The 13,742-nt window shown below is 66.6% G+C and carries 10 protein-coding genes; 8 read left to right on the top strand and 2 right to left on the bottom strand.

The window, feature by feature from the left end; genetic code table 11:
- Positions 1-14 precede the first annotated feature (14 nt).
- The 6 genes from pepF (at position 15) to galE (ending at position 7,820) form a co-directional block, all read left to right on the top strand.
- Positions 15-1,835, top strand: coding sequence for an oligoendopeptidase F (gene pepF / locus NZ849_RS00175; protein ID WP_295402820.1), 1,821 nt, complete (start codon positions 15-17; stop codon positions 1,833-1,835).
- Between the two features lie 5 nt (positions 1,836-1,840).
- On the top strand, positions 1,841-2,986 hold the full coding sequence (gene proB / locus NZ849_RS00170) for a glutamate 5-kinase (RefSeq protein WP_295402817.1): 1,146 nt from the start codon (positions 1,841-1,843) through the stop codon (positions 2,984-2,986).
- A gap of 3 nt (positions 2,987-2,989) precedes the next feature.
- A complete protein-coding gene (locus NZ849_RS00165; RefSeq protein ID WP_295402814.1) occupies positions 2,990-4,246 on the top strand; it encodes a glutamate-5-semialdehyde dehydrogenase in 1,257 nt (418 codons plus the stop codon).
- Between the two features lie 230 nt (positions 4,247-4,476).
- Positions 4,477-5,883 (top strand): UDP-glucose/GDP-mannose dehydrogenase family protein, encoded by a 1,407-nt coding sequence (locus tag NZ849_RS00160; RefSeq protein ID WP_295402810.1) that lies wholly within the window; start codon positions 4,477-4,479, stop codon positions 5,881-5,883.
- A complete protein-coding gene (locus NZ849_RS00155; RefSeq protein WP_295402807.1) occupies positions 5,884-6,834 on the top strand; it encodes a UDP-glucuronic acid decarboxylase family protein in 951 nt (316 codons plus the stop codon). It abuts the gene before it with no gap.
- The gene (gene galE / locus NZ849_RS00150; RefSeq protein WP_295402804.1) at positions 6,831-7,820 is read left to right on the top strand and encodes a UDP-glucose 4-epimerase GalE; all 990 of its coding nucleotides are present in this window, start codon (positions 6,831-6,833) and stop codon (positions 7,818-7,820) included. The genes NZ849_RS00155 and galE overlap by 4 nt, the downstream gene beginning before the upstream one ends.
- Positions 7,821-7,962: 142 nt before the next feature.
- Here galE and NZ849_RS00145 read toward each other — a convergent pair whose 3' ends face one another.
- Both NZ849_RS00145 and NZ849_RS00140 read right to left on the bottom strand, forming a co-directional pair.
- Positions 7,963-10,656, bottom strand: a complete 2,694-nt coding sequence (locus tag NZ849_RS00145; RefSeq protein WP_295402801.1) for a hypothetical protein — start codon at positions 10,654-10,656, stop codon at positions 7,963-7,965.
- A gap of 30 nt (positions 10,657-10,686) precedes the next feature.
- Positions 10,687-11,250, bottom strand: coding sequence for a cob(I)yrinic acid a,c-diamide adenosyltransferase (locus NZ849_RS00140; protein WP_295402798.1), 564 nt, complete (start codon positions 11,248-11,250; stop codon positions 10,687-10,689).
- A 63-nt stretch (positions 11,251-11,313) separates the two neighbouring features.
- On the opposite strand from NZ849_RS00140, the gene gatB reads away from it, so the two are divergent.
- Together gatB and purM are read left to right on the top strand one after the other, a co-directional pair.
- Positions 11,314-12,738 (top strand): Asp-tRNA(Asn)/Glu-tRNA(Gln) amidotransferase subunit GatB, encoded by a 1,425-nt coding sequence (gene gatB / locus NZ849_RS00135; protein ID WP_295402795.1) that lies wholly within the window; start codon positions 11,314-11,316, stop codon positions 12,736-12,738.
- Positions 12,735-13,742, top strand: coding sequence for a phosphoribosylformylglycinamidine cyclo-ligase (gene purM / locus NZ849_RS00130; RefSeq protein WP_295402792.1), 1,008 nt, complete (start codon positions 12,735-12,737; stop codon positions 13,740-13,742). The genes gatB and purM overlap by 4 nt, the downstream gene beginning before the upstream one ends.

Raw genomic sequence — 13,742 nt, 5'->3', positions numbered from 1 at the left:
GGTAGAATGGGCGGGTGAAGCCTTTACCCAAGCGCTCAGAACTGCCTAAAGAGCAGACCTGGAACCTCGAGGCCCTCTTCCCCTCAGAAGTCGAGTGGCAAAAAGCCTTGGAAGAGGCCATGGGCTACCCGGAGGAAGTAGGCCGCTTCGCCGGGCGGCTGGGGGAATCGGCCAAGACCCTGCTGGAGGCGCTGGAAACCTACCACGAACGGATGCTCCTATCCATGAAGGTATTCCAGTACGCCTCGCTGCAGCGGGCCACCGACGGCACCAACCCCGCCTTCAGCCGGATGGTAGGCGAAGCCCAGAGCATGCTGGCCCGGCTGGCTACAGCGGGGGCCTACCTCGAGCCCGAGCTGCTTGCCTTGGGCCCGGAGAGGCTGGAGGCGTTCATCCGCGAGGAGCCAGCCCTGGAGGTTTACCGCCACTACTTTGAGGCTCTGGAGCGGCGCAGACCCCACGTGCTGAACCGCGAGGTGGAGGCGGTGCTTGCTGCAGCCTCCGACCCCCTCAGGGGCCACAGCGCCACCGCCTACGCCGCCACCAACGCCGATATGCGGTTCAGGCCGGTGGAGTACCGGGGCCAAAGCCTTCCGGTCTCCCACAGCACCATCGGCGAGCTCCTGGTCCACGAGGACCCCGAGGTGCGCAAGGCTGCCTGGGCCTCGTATGCCGACGGGCACCTGGCCTTCAAAAACACCCTGGCCCAGACCCTGCAGGGCAGCATCAAAAGCTACGCCTTCCTGGCCCGCACCCGAGGCTACGGGAGCAGCCTCGAGATGGCCCTGGCGGAAGGGCGCACCTCTGGGGAGCACATCCCAAAGGTGGTCTACGACAACCTGCTGGCCATCTTTCAGGAAAACCTGCCCACCTGGCACCGCTTCTGGCGCATCCGCAGGAGGGCCCTGGGGGGCCGGCTCTACAGCCACGATGTGCCCATCTACGACGCACCCGCCCCCCTGGTACCGAGCCCGAGAATCACTTTCTGGGAGGCCGCTGAGGCCATCTGCCGGGGTATGGCCCCGCTGGGCCCGGAGTACGTGGAGCCCATGCGCCGGGGGCTGTTTGAGGAGCGCTGGGTGGACTGGGGCCAGAACCAGGGCAAGCGGCCGGGGGCTTTCTCCTCGGGACTCAAGGGCACCTACCCCTACATCCTGATGAGCTGGTCGGACGACCTCTTCTCCCTGAGCACCCTGGCCCATGAGCTGGGCCACTCCATGCACAGCTACTTCGCTCGCCAAAGCCAGCCCATTGTCTACGCCAACTACAGCCTCTTCATCGCCGAGGTGGCCTCCAACTTCAACCAAGCCCTGGTGCGGGCCAAGCTGCTGGAGGAGGCCAAAACCCGGGAGGAAAGGCTGGCCGTGCTGGAGGAAGCCTTCGCCAACTTTCACCGCTACCTCTTCGTGATGCCCACCCTGGCCCGCTTTGAACTCCAACTCTACGAGCGCATCGAGCAGGGCGGTGCCCTCACCGCGCCTTTCCTGAGCGAGCGCCTGACCGAACTCTTCGCCGAGGGCTACGGCGGAGAGGTAGAGCTGGACAAGGAGCGGTTCGGCGCTGGCTGGATGCACTTCGCCCACCTGTACACCCCCTTCTACGTCTACCAGTACGCTACCGGCATTGCCGCGGCCAACGCCCTGGCCCGCAAAGTGCTGCGGGAGGGCGAGCCGGCGGCGAGGCGCTACCTCCAATTCCTCAAGGTCGGCGACTCGGTCTACCCCCTCGAGGCGCTGCAGATTGCCGGTATAGACATGACCCGCCCCGAGCCCATAGAGGAGGGCTTTGCAGCTCTAAAGGCCATGGTGGACGAGCTGGAGGGCCTAGTAGGATAGCCTTGATGGGCTGCCGTATCCCCCTACCCTCCTCCCAGTACCGCCGGCTGGTGGTCAAGGTGGGCAGCGCGGTGCTGAGCGGGCCAGAAGGCCGGAAGCACCAGCTTGAAATCGCCGCCCAGGTCTCCTCCCTAAGGGCCGAGGGCCGGGAGGTGGTGCTGGTCTCCTCTGGGGCCCAGGCCCTTGGGATGGAGAGGCTGGGGCTACAGGAAAAACCCAGGACCATGCCTGGGAAGCAGGCCCTGGCCGCGGTGGGCCAGCCCATCCTGATGCAGCTTTGGGAACAGGCCTTTAGCTGGTACGGCCTTAGGGTAGCCCAGGTGCTCCTGACCGCGGAAGACCTGGGCCACCGCCACCGCTACCTGAACGCCCGGCAAACCTTGGAAACCCTGCTTTCCTGGGGCATCGTGCCCATCATCAACGAGAACGACACGGTGATGGTGGAGGAGATCAAGTTTGGCGACAACGACCAGCTCTCCGCCCTCATCGCTACCCTGGTAGGCGCCGACCTCCTCGTTCTGCTCTCGGATATCGAGGCCCTCTACGAGGCCGACCCTCGCCAGCACCCGGAGGCCCGCCCCATCCCCTACGTGGAGCGGGTGGACCCGGCAGTGCTGCGGATGGCGGGGGAAAGCCCCAACCAGATGGGCACCGGGGGTATGAGGAGCAAGCTCCTGGCCGCGCAAAAAGCCCAGGCCGCAGGGATTCCCACCCTGCTCCTGCCGGGCACACGTCCAGAGAGCATTCCCCAGGCTCTTAGGGGCGAGGTGGTGGGTACTTTCTTCGCCGGGGGGCAGCGGCGCTACAGCGGGCGCAAACTCTGGCTCTACCAGCTCCCCAAGCCGCAGGGTGAGGTGGTGGTGGACGCGGGGGCGGCGCGGGCCCTGCAGCAAGGGGGGGCCTCCCTCCTGCCAGCGGGCATCCTCGAGGTGCGAGGCCAGTTCGGCGTGGGCGAACCGGTGCGCTGCTTGGACGCGGAGGGCAGCCTGATCGGGATAGGCCTGGTCAACTACAGCGCGGCGGAGCTGCGGCGCATCAAGGGGAGAAAAACCAAGGACATTGAGGCCCTTCTCGGCTACAAGAACACCGACGAGGCCATCCACCGAGACTACTTCGCCTTGGTATCGGAGCTGGGGGAAGGTAAACTCTAGGGCATGACCTCCACCTCCGAGCTACACTCCCTGGCCCGGGCCGCCCGGGAGGCAGCCCGGCGCTTGGCCTCCGCCTCACCCGCAGCGAAAAATCAGGCCCTTTTGGGCATCGCCGAGCGGCTGCAGTCGCAAGGGGAAGCCCTCCTCTCAGCCAACCAAAAAGACCTGGAAGCGGCCCGGGCCGCGGGCCTCCCCCCAGCCAAGCTAGACCGGCTGCGCCTGGACGAGCGCATCTTGGGTGACCTGGTGGAAGGCCTTCGGCAAATCGCCGCCATGCCCGACCCGGTGGGGGAGATTGAGGGGCTGCAGGTGCGCCCCAACGGCCTTCAGGTAGGTCGGATGCGCATTCCCCTGGGGGTCATCGGTTTCATCTACGAGTCACGCCCCAACGCCACCGTAGAGGCCAGCGCCCTCTCCCTCAAGGCCGGAAACGCCATCCTGCTCAGGGGGGGCAAGGAGGCCTTCCGCTCCAACCAGGCCCTGGTGAGGCTCATGCAGGAGGCCCTGCAGGAGGCCCAACTTCCCCAGCAAGCCGTCCAGCTCGTGCCCACCACCGACCGCAGGGCCATTCTGGAGATGTGTCACCTCTCAGGCCTGCTGGACCTCATCATCCCGCGAGGCGGCAAGGAGCTCATTGAGCTGGTGCAGCGCGAGGCTCGTATGCCGGTGCTGGCCCACGCCGAAGGCGTGAACCACCTTTTCGTGGACGAGAGCGCTGACCTTGAGATGGCGGTCCGCATAGCTGTAAACGGCAAGGCCCAACGCCCCAGCACCTGCAACAGCCTGGAAAAGGTGCTGGTCCACCGGGCCATCGCCCCCAGTTTTCTACCCATGCTGGCCCAGGCTATGGCAGAAGCCGGGGTGGAGCTCCGCGGCGACGAGCGCACCCGAGCCATTGTCCCGGCCAAGCCCGCCCAGGAGGAGGACTGGCGTGCGGAGTACCTGGACCTAATCCTCAGCGTGAAGGTGGTGGACTCCCTCGAGGAAGCCCTGGAGCACATCGCCCGCTACGGCTCCCGCCACACCGAGGTCATCTGCACAGAGCACCACGCCCACGCCCTGCGTTTCTTGCGCGAGGTGGACGCTTCGCTGGTGCTGGTCAACGCCTCACCCCGGTTCAACGACGGCTTCCAGCTCGGTCTGGGCGCGGAGATCGGCATCTCCACCAGCAAGCTGCACGCCTACGGCCCGATGGGGGTTAGGGAGCTCACCACCACCAAGTTCGTGGCCCTGGGCCAGGGGCAGGTGCGGGAGGGGTAGGCCCGGCGCTGGGAGCGCCGCCGCGACACCCTTCGGCCGGGCGTAGCTCAAGGGGGTCACGGCCGCCGGCACCCTTAACGCCAGGGCGTGAAAGAGGCGGACAGGGCGGGCCGTCCGTTCGTCGGCTGTGCAGTTTGGGCTGCTGGAAGAAGGAGGGGATTGTACACTAGGGGGCGGTTGGAAAGCGCGCCTGCCCAAGGGTGCTTTTGGAGGGAATCTGCATGAAATCCATGAGGGTTGCCGTGATAGGCACAGGCTACGTGGGCCTCACCACCGGGGTCACCCTGGCCTACCTGGGCCACCAGGTTACCTGTGTGGACGTAGACCCGGCCAAGCTGGAGCTTTTGCGCCGGGGCAAGGCCCCCATCTACGAGCCCGGTCTGGAGGAGCTTATGGGTCTGGCTCGAGCCAACCTCCACTACACCGACCGCTATGCCGAGGCGGTTCCCGGTGCCGAGGTGGTCTTTATCGCCGTGGGCACCCCCTCGCTGCCGGACGGCAGCCCCGACCTGCAGTACGTGCGCGCAGCAGCGCGGAGCATTGGGGAGCACCTGGAAAGCAGCTTTTGCGTCATAGTGAACAAGTCCACCGTACCCATCGGAAGTGGCAACTGGGTGGAGTCGCTGGTGCGCGAGGCTTGCGAGAAACAGCACGGCAGGAGGTGCCGTGGCAGCTTCGCGGTGGCCTCTAACCCGGAGTTCCTGCGGGAGGGCTCGGCCATCCACGACTCGCTTTACCCCGATCGCATCGTGGTAGGGGCGGAAGACCCCAGGGCTCTGGAGGTGCTCTACAACCTCTACCGGCCCATCATCGAACAGAGCTTTCCCGCCCCCACCTTTGCCCCGCGGCCCGAGCGGATGGAGGCGGTACCGCTTATCACCGCTGACCTGGCCTCTGCAGAACTCATCAAGTACGCGGCCAACGCCTTCCTCTCGGTAAAAATCAGCTTCATCAACGAAATTGCCAACCTAGCGGAGCGGGTCGGAGCCGACATCACCCAAGTGGCCAAAGGCATCGGACTGGACAGCCGCATCGGCACCCGCTTTCTGCAGGCTGGGGTAGGGTGGGGAGGAAGCTGCTTTGGCAAGGACACCGCAGCCCTCATCGCCACTGGGCAGGAGTATGGCCTTACCATGCCCATCGTGCAGGCCGCGCGGGAGGTTAACTACCGGCAGCGGGAGCGGATGGTGGAGAAACTCCAGCGCGAGCTCAAAATCCTGAAGGGCCGGACCATCGGCCTGCTGGGGCTAGCCTTCAAGCCGAACACCGACGACCTGCGCGATGCGCCGGCTCTGGACATAGCCCGCCGCCTCATAGAACGGGGGGCCTGGGTGCGGGCCCACGACCCGGTGGCCTTGGAGAACGCCCGCCGTAGTTACCCCAACCTGCCCATCGCCTACCATGAAGACCCTCTGGCCCTAGCCCAAGAGGCGGACGCGCTGGTGCTTGTGACCGAGTGGAGCGAGTACCGCAAGCTGGACTGGAAGGCGATGGCCCAGGCAATGCGCCGCCCCTTGCTGGTGGACGGCCGCAACTTCCTAGACCGCCGCGCCCTCCTGCAGGCTGGCTTCCACTATGTGGGGGTGGGGGTCAGCGAGCAGGAGAGGCCGGAGGTACAGCCGGTAGCGGAGGGTTGAATGCGCATCCTCCTGACCGGGGCGGCCGGGTTCTTGGGCAGCCATCTGGCCGAGCGGCTCCTGCGCGAGGGACACCAGGTGGTGGGGGTGGACAACTTCGCAAGCGGGCAGCGGCGCAACATCGCCCATCTCTCGGCGTTTTCGGGGTTCCAGTTCCTGGAGGCCGACGCAGCGCGGCCCCTGGAGGTGGAAGGACCGCTGGACTGGGTGATGCACTTCGCCTCCCCAGCTTCCCCGCCCCGCTACCTGAAGCTCCCCCTCGAAACCCTCCTGGTCAACGCTGAGGGGACCCGACACCTCCTGGACCTGGCCCTGGTCAAAGGGGCCCGATTCTTCTTGGCTTCCACCAGCGAGGTCTACGGTGACCCCCAGGTGCACCCCCAACCGGAGGGCTACTGGGGCCACGTCAACCCCATTGGCCCCCGCTCCATCTACGACGAGTCCAAGCGCTACGCTGAAGCCCTGACCCTGGCCTACCACCGGACCAAGGGGGTACCGGTCCGGATTGTCCGCATCTTCAACACCTACGGCCCCCGAATGGACCCCGAGGACGGCCGGGTGGTCACCAACTTCATCACCCAGGCCCTGCAGGGCAGGCCCCTCACCATCTACGGCCAGGGGCAGCAGACCCGGAGCTTCCAGTACGTGGATGACCTCATCGAGGGCATCCGCCGCCTGATGGAGGTGGACTACCCAGAGCCCGTCAACCTGGGCAATCCCGAGGAGTACACCATGCTCGAGCTGGCCCGGCTGGTGCTGGAGCTGACCGGCAGCTCCTCCCCCCTGGTCTACGAGCCCCTGCCCCAGGACGACCCCAAGCAGCGCCGCCCGGACATCACCCGGGCCCAGAATCTACTGGGCTGGCAACCCAGGGTGCCGGTGCGGGAAGGCTTGGCCCGCACCATCGCCTACTTCCGCGAACTTCTCCCTGCTGAGCGAGGTTCGTTATGAACATACTAGTTGTTGGAGGTGCGGGTTACATCGGCAGCCACACGGCAAAGGCCCTATACCGGGCCGGGTTTACCCCGGTGGTCTTCGACAACCTGAGCTACGGCCACCGCTGGGCGGTGCGGTGGGGGCCGCTGGTTGAGGCCGACCTGGCGGACAAGGCCGCCATCCTGGAAGCCCTGCGCGGCTACCGCATCGGGGCGGTCATCCACTTTGCTGCCAACGCCTACGTGGGCGAGTCCATGGAAAACCCGGCCAAATACTTCCGCAACAACGTAGCCAACATGCTCAACCTGCTCGAGGCCATGGTGGAAACCGGGGTCCGCCACATTGTCTTCTCCTCCTCCTGCGCCACCTACGGGATTCCTCAAACGGTGCCCATCCGCGAGGATTTCCCCCAAAACCCCATCAACCCCTATGGGGAGACCAAGCTGGTGGGCGAGAGGATGCTCAAGTGGTTCGGGAATGCCTACGGGCTGGGCTGGATGGCCCTGCGCTACTTCAACGCCAGCGGGGCCGACCCCGAGGGCGAGCTGGGCGAGGTGCACGACCCTGAGACCCACCTCATCCCCCTGGTGATCGACGCCGTGCTGGGCCGGCGCCCCCCGGTCCGCATCTTCGGCACCGACTACCCCACCCCCGACGGTACCGCCATCCGCGACTACATCCACGTCACCGACCTGGCCGAGGCCCACGTGCGGGCCCTAGAGCACCTGCTCAGAGGTGGAAGCCCCACAGCGCTGAACCTGGGTACCGGCCAGGGCACCAGCGTGCTGGAGGTCGTCCGGGCGGTGGAGAAGGTGGCCGGCCGCCCGGTTCCCGCAGAGACAGCCCCCCGCCGCCCCGGCGACCCCCCCGCTCTGGTGGCCGACCCCAGCCGGGCCCGAGAGGTTTTGGGGTGGGAGGCCCGCTACCGCGACATCGTGGAGATCGTCGCCACCGCCTGGAATTTCGCCACACGCCATCCGCAGGCAGCCCCCTCGGTCTGAGCCGGACGGGGCCCTGCCCCCTTGGCCCACCACAAGAACCCCCTTCCGAGGCCAGTTCCACCGCAGGCTCCAGCCCAGAACCCGCAAGCCCCAGCCCCCAAGCTGCCGGAGGGGGCAAGGCGTTGGGGTAGGCCACAACCGCCTAGAGTCCGGGCAGCACCAGGCTGAGGTAGAACCGAGGCGCCGGCTCCCCAATCCCCTGGGCCCCCCCCAGGGCCAGGCTCGAGCCCGGCGCAAGGTAGAAAAGGGTGAGGCTGAGGCGCAGCTCGGCCCCCAGGGAAAAGCGGGCCCGGGAGAGCTCGAGCGGCGATCCGGCCACCCCCCCATCGGCGAACAGCGCAAGGCTCAAGTCGTCCAGAAAAACTGGCCAGTTGCCCACCCCCCGCTCGATGGGCCAGGGAGGCAGGCGGTACTCCAGGGAGCCCGCCAGGGCCTGGCCCCCCCTGAGCTGGCCTGGCGCATACCCCCGCACCGCAAGCGCTGGCCACCCCCCTACCGTCAGGGGAAGAACCCCCAGGTCGAAGGCATCGTAGGCCAAGGGCGAGGTGGTCAAACCACCAGCCAGACGCAGCCCAAAGACGTGGGCGGCCTCCAGGGGCAGCCTCAAGCTTATCCCCAAAGCCCCCTGCAGGCTGAAGCGCCAAGCGGAGCTACCTTCCCTCAAGAAGGCGCTCCCCTGCAGGCGCAAGCTGGCGCTGCTGCGGAAGAGGTCGTCAGCAAGGCTGCTCTGTCGGAAAACATCCAGGCCAACGGCGTGGGTCACGGTGTTCCGGTTGGGGTTCAGGGCGGGCTCGAAGAGGTCGGTGCGCAGGTACTGAAGACCCAGGCTACCCTGCAGGAGGGGAAGGAGGACCCCCACCCCCTGGGCGTTCTGCTCACCTATCCCCACCAGGCGCACCCCCAGGGGGAAGCCCAGCCCTGCGTACCGGTAGGTGAGGTCGTAGAAGGCCCCCCGGGAACCATCCAGGCCTACGCTCAGGGCGTAGGCGTGCAAGCCCACCGGGTCGGAAGCGGAAAAGGAGGCCCCCAAGCCGAGGCCGCTTGGCCCCGCCAGGGGCAGCCAGTAGAGGGGGCGCAGGTAGGAGAAGGGGTTGTAGGGCTCCCCTTGGGCGGGCTCGGGCGGCCGGAAAGCGGGGAGGGTCTCCCGATGAAGCCCCACCCGCCGCCAGGCCGCGGGGTCGTAGGGTACCCGGTAGAGGTTGTAACCCGACTCGTCGTAGCCGCTGAAGACGATGTGCTCCCCCGTGTGGGAAAAGGTGGGCTGGTAAGCCCCGGTGAGCAGGTTCGTCACCTGAAGGACCGCCCCATCGCTCAGGCGGTAGGCGTAGAGGTTGTAGACCCGGTTCACATCGCTGCTGTAGAGCACATACTGCCCATCTGGGCTGAAAACCGGGTCGGCCTCTACGTTCCTGTCCTGAGTCAGGGCCTCCAACCCGCCGCTCGCCAGGGTGTAGCGGTAGAGGTCCTGGAAGCCACCCCGCCGCAGCAGGGCCAGCACCAGCGAGTTCCCATCCGGGGCCACCGCGAAGGAGTGGACCACCCCATCCTGGTGGGGAAAGCTCCGCAAGGGCTGTACCCGCTTCAGGTCCACAAAGTAGCGGGCCAGCTCACTGGAGCCGTCGGGGGTGTTCTTGGCCAGGAAGATGCTCCGTCCGTCGGGGGCGTAGCGGGCGTAGTAGACCCGCTCCCCCTGGGTGAGCCGCTCGAGCCGCCCCTCCAGCCGATCGTAGCGGTAGAGGTCGCTGCCCACAAAGTAGGGCCCCTCGCTCTCCCGCACAAAGATCAGGTAGCGCCCATCGGGGGACCACTGGGGGTGCTGGGCCGGCCCGTTCAAAAGCTCCCGCTCCCCCCCCCCTGCGAGGATGCGCAACCCCTGGCGCAAGGGCGAGGTGTGGGCGTAAACCAGCCCGCTGGCCGAGTCCGTGGCTCCCTGGCTGTAGAACCCCAGGCGGCTCAGCTGCTCCGTTGGGGTAAGGCCCCGGGCGCGAATCTCGGCGATTTCGCCCTCAAACTGACCGGGGAGCCAGCGCACAAAATCGGCGTAAAGCTCATCCAACGAGAGGCCGAAAGCCTGCCGAAATGGCTGGTTGAAGTCCTTCAAGGCCAGCATCCCCGCGTTGGCCTCGGTCAGGCGACGGTAGGCGTCCTGCCCAAAGCGCTCCTCGAGGTAGCGCACCAGCCAGGCGCTGTAGTTGTAGACCAAAAGGCCCAGAGGCGGCCAGGCGGCCCTGGTGTAGGCCTGGCGAATCTCGTCCAGGCTGGGGAAGCGGCCTGAGAGGACCATCTGCCGCAGCATCATGCGGGTGGTGGCGTCGTTTAAGCGCGACTCCCCCAGCTTCTTGTACTTGAGGTAGAGCACGGTTCCCTCCACAAACGGGAAGGGTTTTACGGCGCTTTGGGCCGGGAGCTGGCCGAAGATGCGGGTGGCCTCCTTCAAGGGCCCCCGCACCTGGGTCAGGTCAAAGAGGTGGGCCACCTCGTGGAAGACCACGGTCTGCCACCAGGAGGAAAGCCGGGGGTTGAGGAGGTCGGCGCTGCGAAACTGGGCGGTATAGACGCCTATTCGGTTCTGGGTGGGGTCGGCAAAGCCGTTGCGCACATCCCCCACATCGGCCACCACCAGGTTCAGCCGGTTGGGGGGAGGCTCGAAGTCCTGGCTCAGCAGGGCGTAGGCCTCCTCTGCGTGGAGGGCGACCTCGGCGGCTACCCGCTCGAGCCCCGTGTGGTAGTGGATGTCAAAATGCTCGGTGCGCAGCGTGAACCACGACCGAGTGGGGTCAAACTGGGCCCACGCCAGGGAGAAGAGCCATAAAAAAAGCGGCAGGAAGCGGGCCATGAGCCCAGTATAGGCAAAGCCACCTCCCCCTCAGCGGCGGCCCTTCACCAACCACCCCTCCTCAACAAAGCCCTCGCGCCTGTTGAGCACCCGGGCCAGGGTAAAGAGCAGGTCGGAGAGCCGGTTGAGGTAGCGCAGCACCTCCGGGTTGACCTCCTCACGGCGCATGAGCCCCACCACCTGCCGCTCGGCCCGACGGACGATGGTGCGGGCCAGGTGCAGGGCCGCAGCCGCAGGATGCCCCCCTGGGTGGACAAAACCCCTAAACTGCGGCGCTTCCTCCTGGTAGCGGTCTATGAGGGCCTCGAGCCGCTCCACGTCCTCCCCCGCAATCCGGCTCAGGTTGCGCTCGTAGGGGCTTCCCGTACGGGTAGCCAGGTCGGCCCCCAGGTCAAAGAGGGCGTTCTGCAGGTACTCCAGGTCGGCGTGGATGTCCTTGTGCGCCCCGGGCAGCAGGGCGCGGGCCAGACCAATCGCGCTGTTGGCCTCATCCACGGTGCCGTAGGCCTCCACCCGAGGGTGGTCCTTGCCTACCCGCTCCGCCCCGTACAGCCCCGTCTCCCCTCCGTCGCCGGTCTTGGTGTAAATCTTCATGCCCCTACTCTACCCCCATCCCCCGCCATCAGCGGAAAGGGCCCCGCCTATAATGTTCGGGGTATGTCTGCCTTCGAAGCCGTGGTGGGGCTGGAGATTCACCTGCACCTCAAGACCCGGAGCAAGATGTTCTGCGGCTGCGCAGCCGACTACTTTGGCGCACCGCCCAACACCCACACCTGCCCGGTCTGCCTGGGGCTGCCGGGGGTGCTACCGGTGGTGAACGCCCAAGCGGTAGAGTACGGCATCCTCCTGGGACTGGCCCTGCACTGCCAGATTGCCCCCTGGACGCAGTTCCACCGCAAGAGCTACTACTACCCAGACATGCCCAAGAACTACCAAATCTCCCAGTACGACCTGCCCATCGCCACTGGGGGTTACCTCGAGGTAGAGGGCCAGCGGGTCCGCATCCGCCGCATCCACCTGGAGGAGGACGCGGCCAAATCCACCCACCCCGAAGGGGCCCCCTACTCCCTCATAGACCTCAACCGGGCTGGCGCCCCCCTCATCGAGATGGTCACCGAGCCGGACATCCGCAGCCCTGAACAGGCCCGGACCTTCCTCTCCCACATCCGGGCCATCGCCCAGACCCTGGGGGTCTCCGACGCCAACCCCGAGGAGGGGAAGATGCGGGCCGACGTGAATGTCTCGGTGCGGCGGGTAGGCGAGCCCTTGGGCACCAAGGTGGAGATAAAGAACCTTAACTCCTTCAGAAGCGTGGCTCGAGCGCTCGAGTACGAGATCAGGCGCCAGCAAGAACTCCTGCGCAGCGGTCGGGGGGTGGCCCAGGCCACCCTGGGCTGGGACGAGGCGGCCGGCAAAACCTACGTGATGCGCCTCAAGGAGGAGGAGGCCGACTACCGCTACTTCCCCGACCCCGACCTGCCCCCCATCGTGGTGGACGAGGCCTGGCTCAACCGGCTCAAAGCGGCGATGCCGGAGCTGCCCGCCCAGAAGTACGCCCGCTATGTGGAGGCTGGGGTGCGGCCCTACGACGCCGAAATTCTGGCCTACAACGCCTCGCTGGCGCGCTTTTTTGACCAGGCCCTGCAGGCGTACGAGGGAAATCCCCAGACCCTAGCCAACCTGCTTAACACCGGGGTGGCCGAATACCTGAACGAGCGGGGGCTGGAGGTTCAGGAGACCGCCCTCACCCCCCTGAACCTCGCCCGGCTGGCTGGGCTTTTTGAGCGCCGGGAGATCACCAATCGGGTGCTGGACGAAATCCTGCCCGAGGTGATGTCGGGGGCCGACCCAGTCCGACTGGTAGAGGAACGGGGCCTGCGAGCGGTGGCCGACGAGGAGGCCCTGCGACCCCTGGTGGAGCGGGTGGTGGCCGAGAACCCGAAGGTGGTGGAGCAGGTGCGGGCCGGCAACCTCAAGGCGGCCAACGCCCTGGTGGGGCCCATCATGAAGGCCACCCGGGGCACCGCCAAGGCCGACGTGGTCAAGCGAATGCTGGGTGAGCTGTTGGGGGTAGAGCTGTGAACTACCGAGAAGCCGGTGTGGACATCGGGCGAAAGGCCAGCGCCCTCAGAGCAGCAACGGCAAAAATCGGGGAAACCTATACCCCCGAGGTGCTGCGGGGGATGGGGGCTTTCGGCGGGATGATGCTCGCCTCGAGGCTCAAGGAAATGCGCGAGCCGGTGCTGGTGGCCTCCACCGACGGGGTGGGCACCAAAACCCTTCTGGCCGCGCAGACCGGCCGCTACGGAGGCCTGGGGTTCGACCTGGTCAACCACTCGGTCAACGACATCCTGGTGCAGGGGGCCAAACCCCTCTTCTTCATGGACTACATCGCCAGCGCCAGGCTGGAGGAGGCTGTCCTAGGGGCAGTGCTGGCCTCCTTAGCCGAAGCCTGCAAGGCCGTGGGGATCCCTCTGCTGGGAGGCGAGACCGCCGAAATGCCCGGGGTCTACCAAGAGGGGGCTCTCGAGCTGGCCGGCACCATCGTAGGGGTGGTGGAACGGGCAAAGGTCGTGGACGGAAGCAGGGTAAGGCCCGGCGACGCCCTGCTGGCCCTCCCGTCCTCGGGCCTGCACACCAACGGCTACAGCCTGGCGCGCAAGGCCTTTGAAGGGTGGAACCTGGCGGAGCCGCGGGAGGAGCTGGCCGGGCGCACCCTGGCCGAGGCCCTGCTGGAACCCCACCGCTGCTACCTGGAAGACGTGGAGCGGCTCTGGCAAGCAGGGGTTGAGGTAAAGGCGATGGCCCACATCACCGGCGGGGGGGTTTACGAGAACCTGCCCCGGGTGCTGCCCCAGGGTCTGGGGGCTGAGATTTGGCAGGGCAGTTTCCCCATCCCGCCCATTTTCCGCCTCATCCAGCGGGCCGCCCAGGTGGAGGAGCAGGAGATGTACCGGGTCTTTAACATGGGCCTGGGCTACATTCTGGTGGTCAGCCCGGACAAGGTTGACGAGGTTGGGGGGCTGCTGCCCCAAAGCTGCCCGGTGGGCCGTATTATAGAAGGGCCAGGGGTTCATCTGGTCTGA

This window comes from Meiothermus sp. (assembly GCF_025060375.1).
Taxonomy (GTDB): Bacteria; Deinococcota; Deinococci; order Deinococcales; family Thermaceae; genus Meiothermus.
The sequence above is the reverse complement of the archived record's forward strand: the minus strand, read 5'-3'. Positions and strand labels throughout refer to the sequence as shown.

Excerpts from the sequence above, each read along its gene's own strand:
- proB (WP_295402817.1), top strand. The coding sequence starts at position 1,841 with ATGGGCTGCCGTATCCCCCTACCCTCCTCCCAGTACCGCCGGCTGGTG.
- NZ849_RS00165 (WP_295402814.1), top strand. The coding sequence starts at position 2,990 with ATGACCTCCACCTCCGAGCTACACTCCCTGGCCCGGGCCGCCCGGGAG.
- NZ849_RS00160 (WP_295402810.1), top strand. The coding sequence starts at position 4,477 with ATGAGGGTTGCCGTGATAGGCACAGGCTACGTGGGCCTCACCACCGGG.
- NZ849_RS00155 (WP_295402807.1), top strand. The coding sequence starts at position 5,884 with ATGCGCATCCTCCTGACCGGGGCGGCCGGGTTCTTGGGCAGCCATCTG.
- galE (WP_295402804.1), top strand. The coding sequence starts at position 6,831 with ATGAACATACTAGTTGTTGGAGGTGCGGGTTACATCGGCAGCCACACG.
- NZ849_RS00145 (WP_295402801.1), bottom strand. The coding sequence starts at position 10,656 with ATGGCCCGCTTCCTGCCGCTTTTTTTATGGCTCTTCTCCCTGGCGTGG.
- NZ849_RS00140 (WP_295402798.1), bottom strand. The coding sequence starts at position 11,250 with ATGAAGATTTACACCAAGACCGGCGACGGAGGGGAGACGGGGCTGTAC.
- gatB (WP_295402795.1), top strand. The coding sequence starts at position 11,314 with ATGTCTGCCTTCGAAGCCGTGGTGGGGCTGGAGATTCACCTGCACCTC.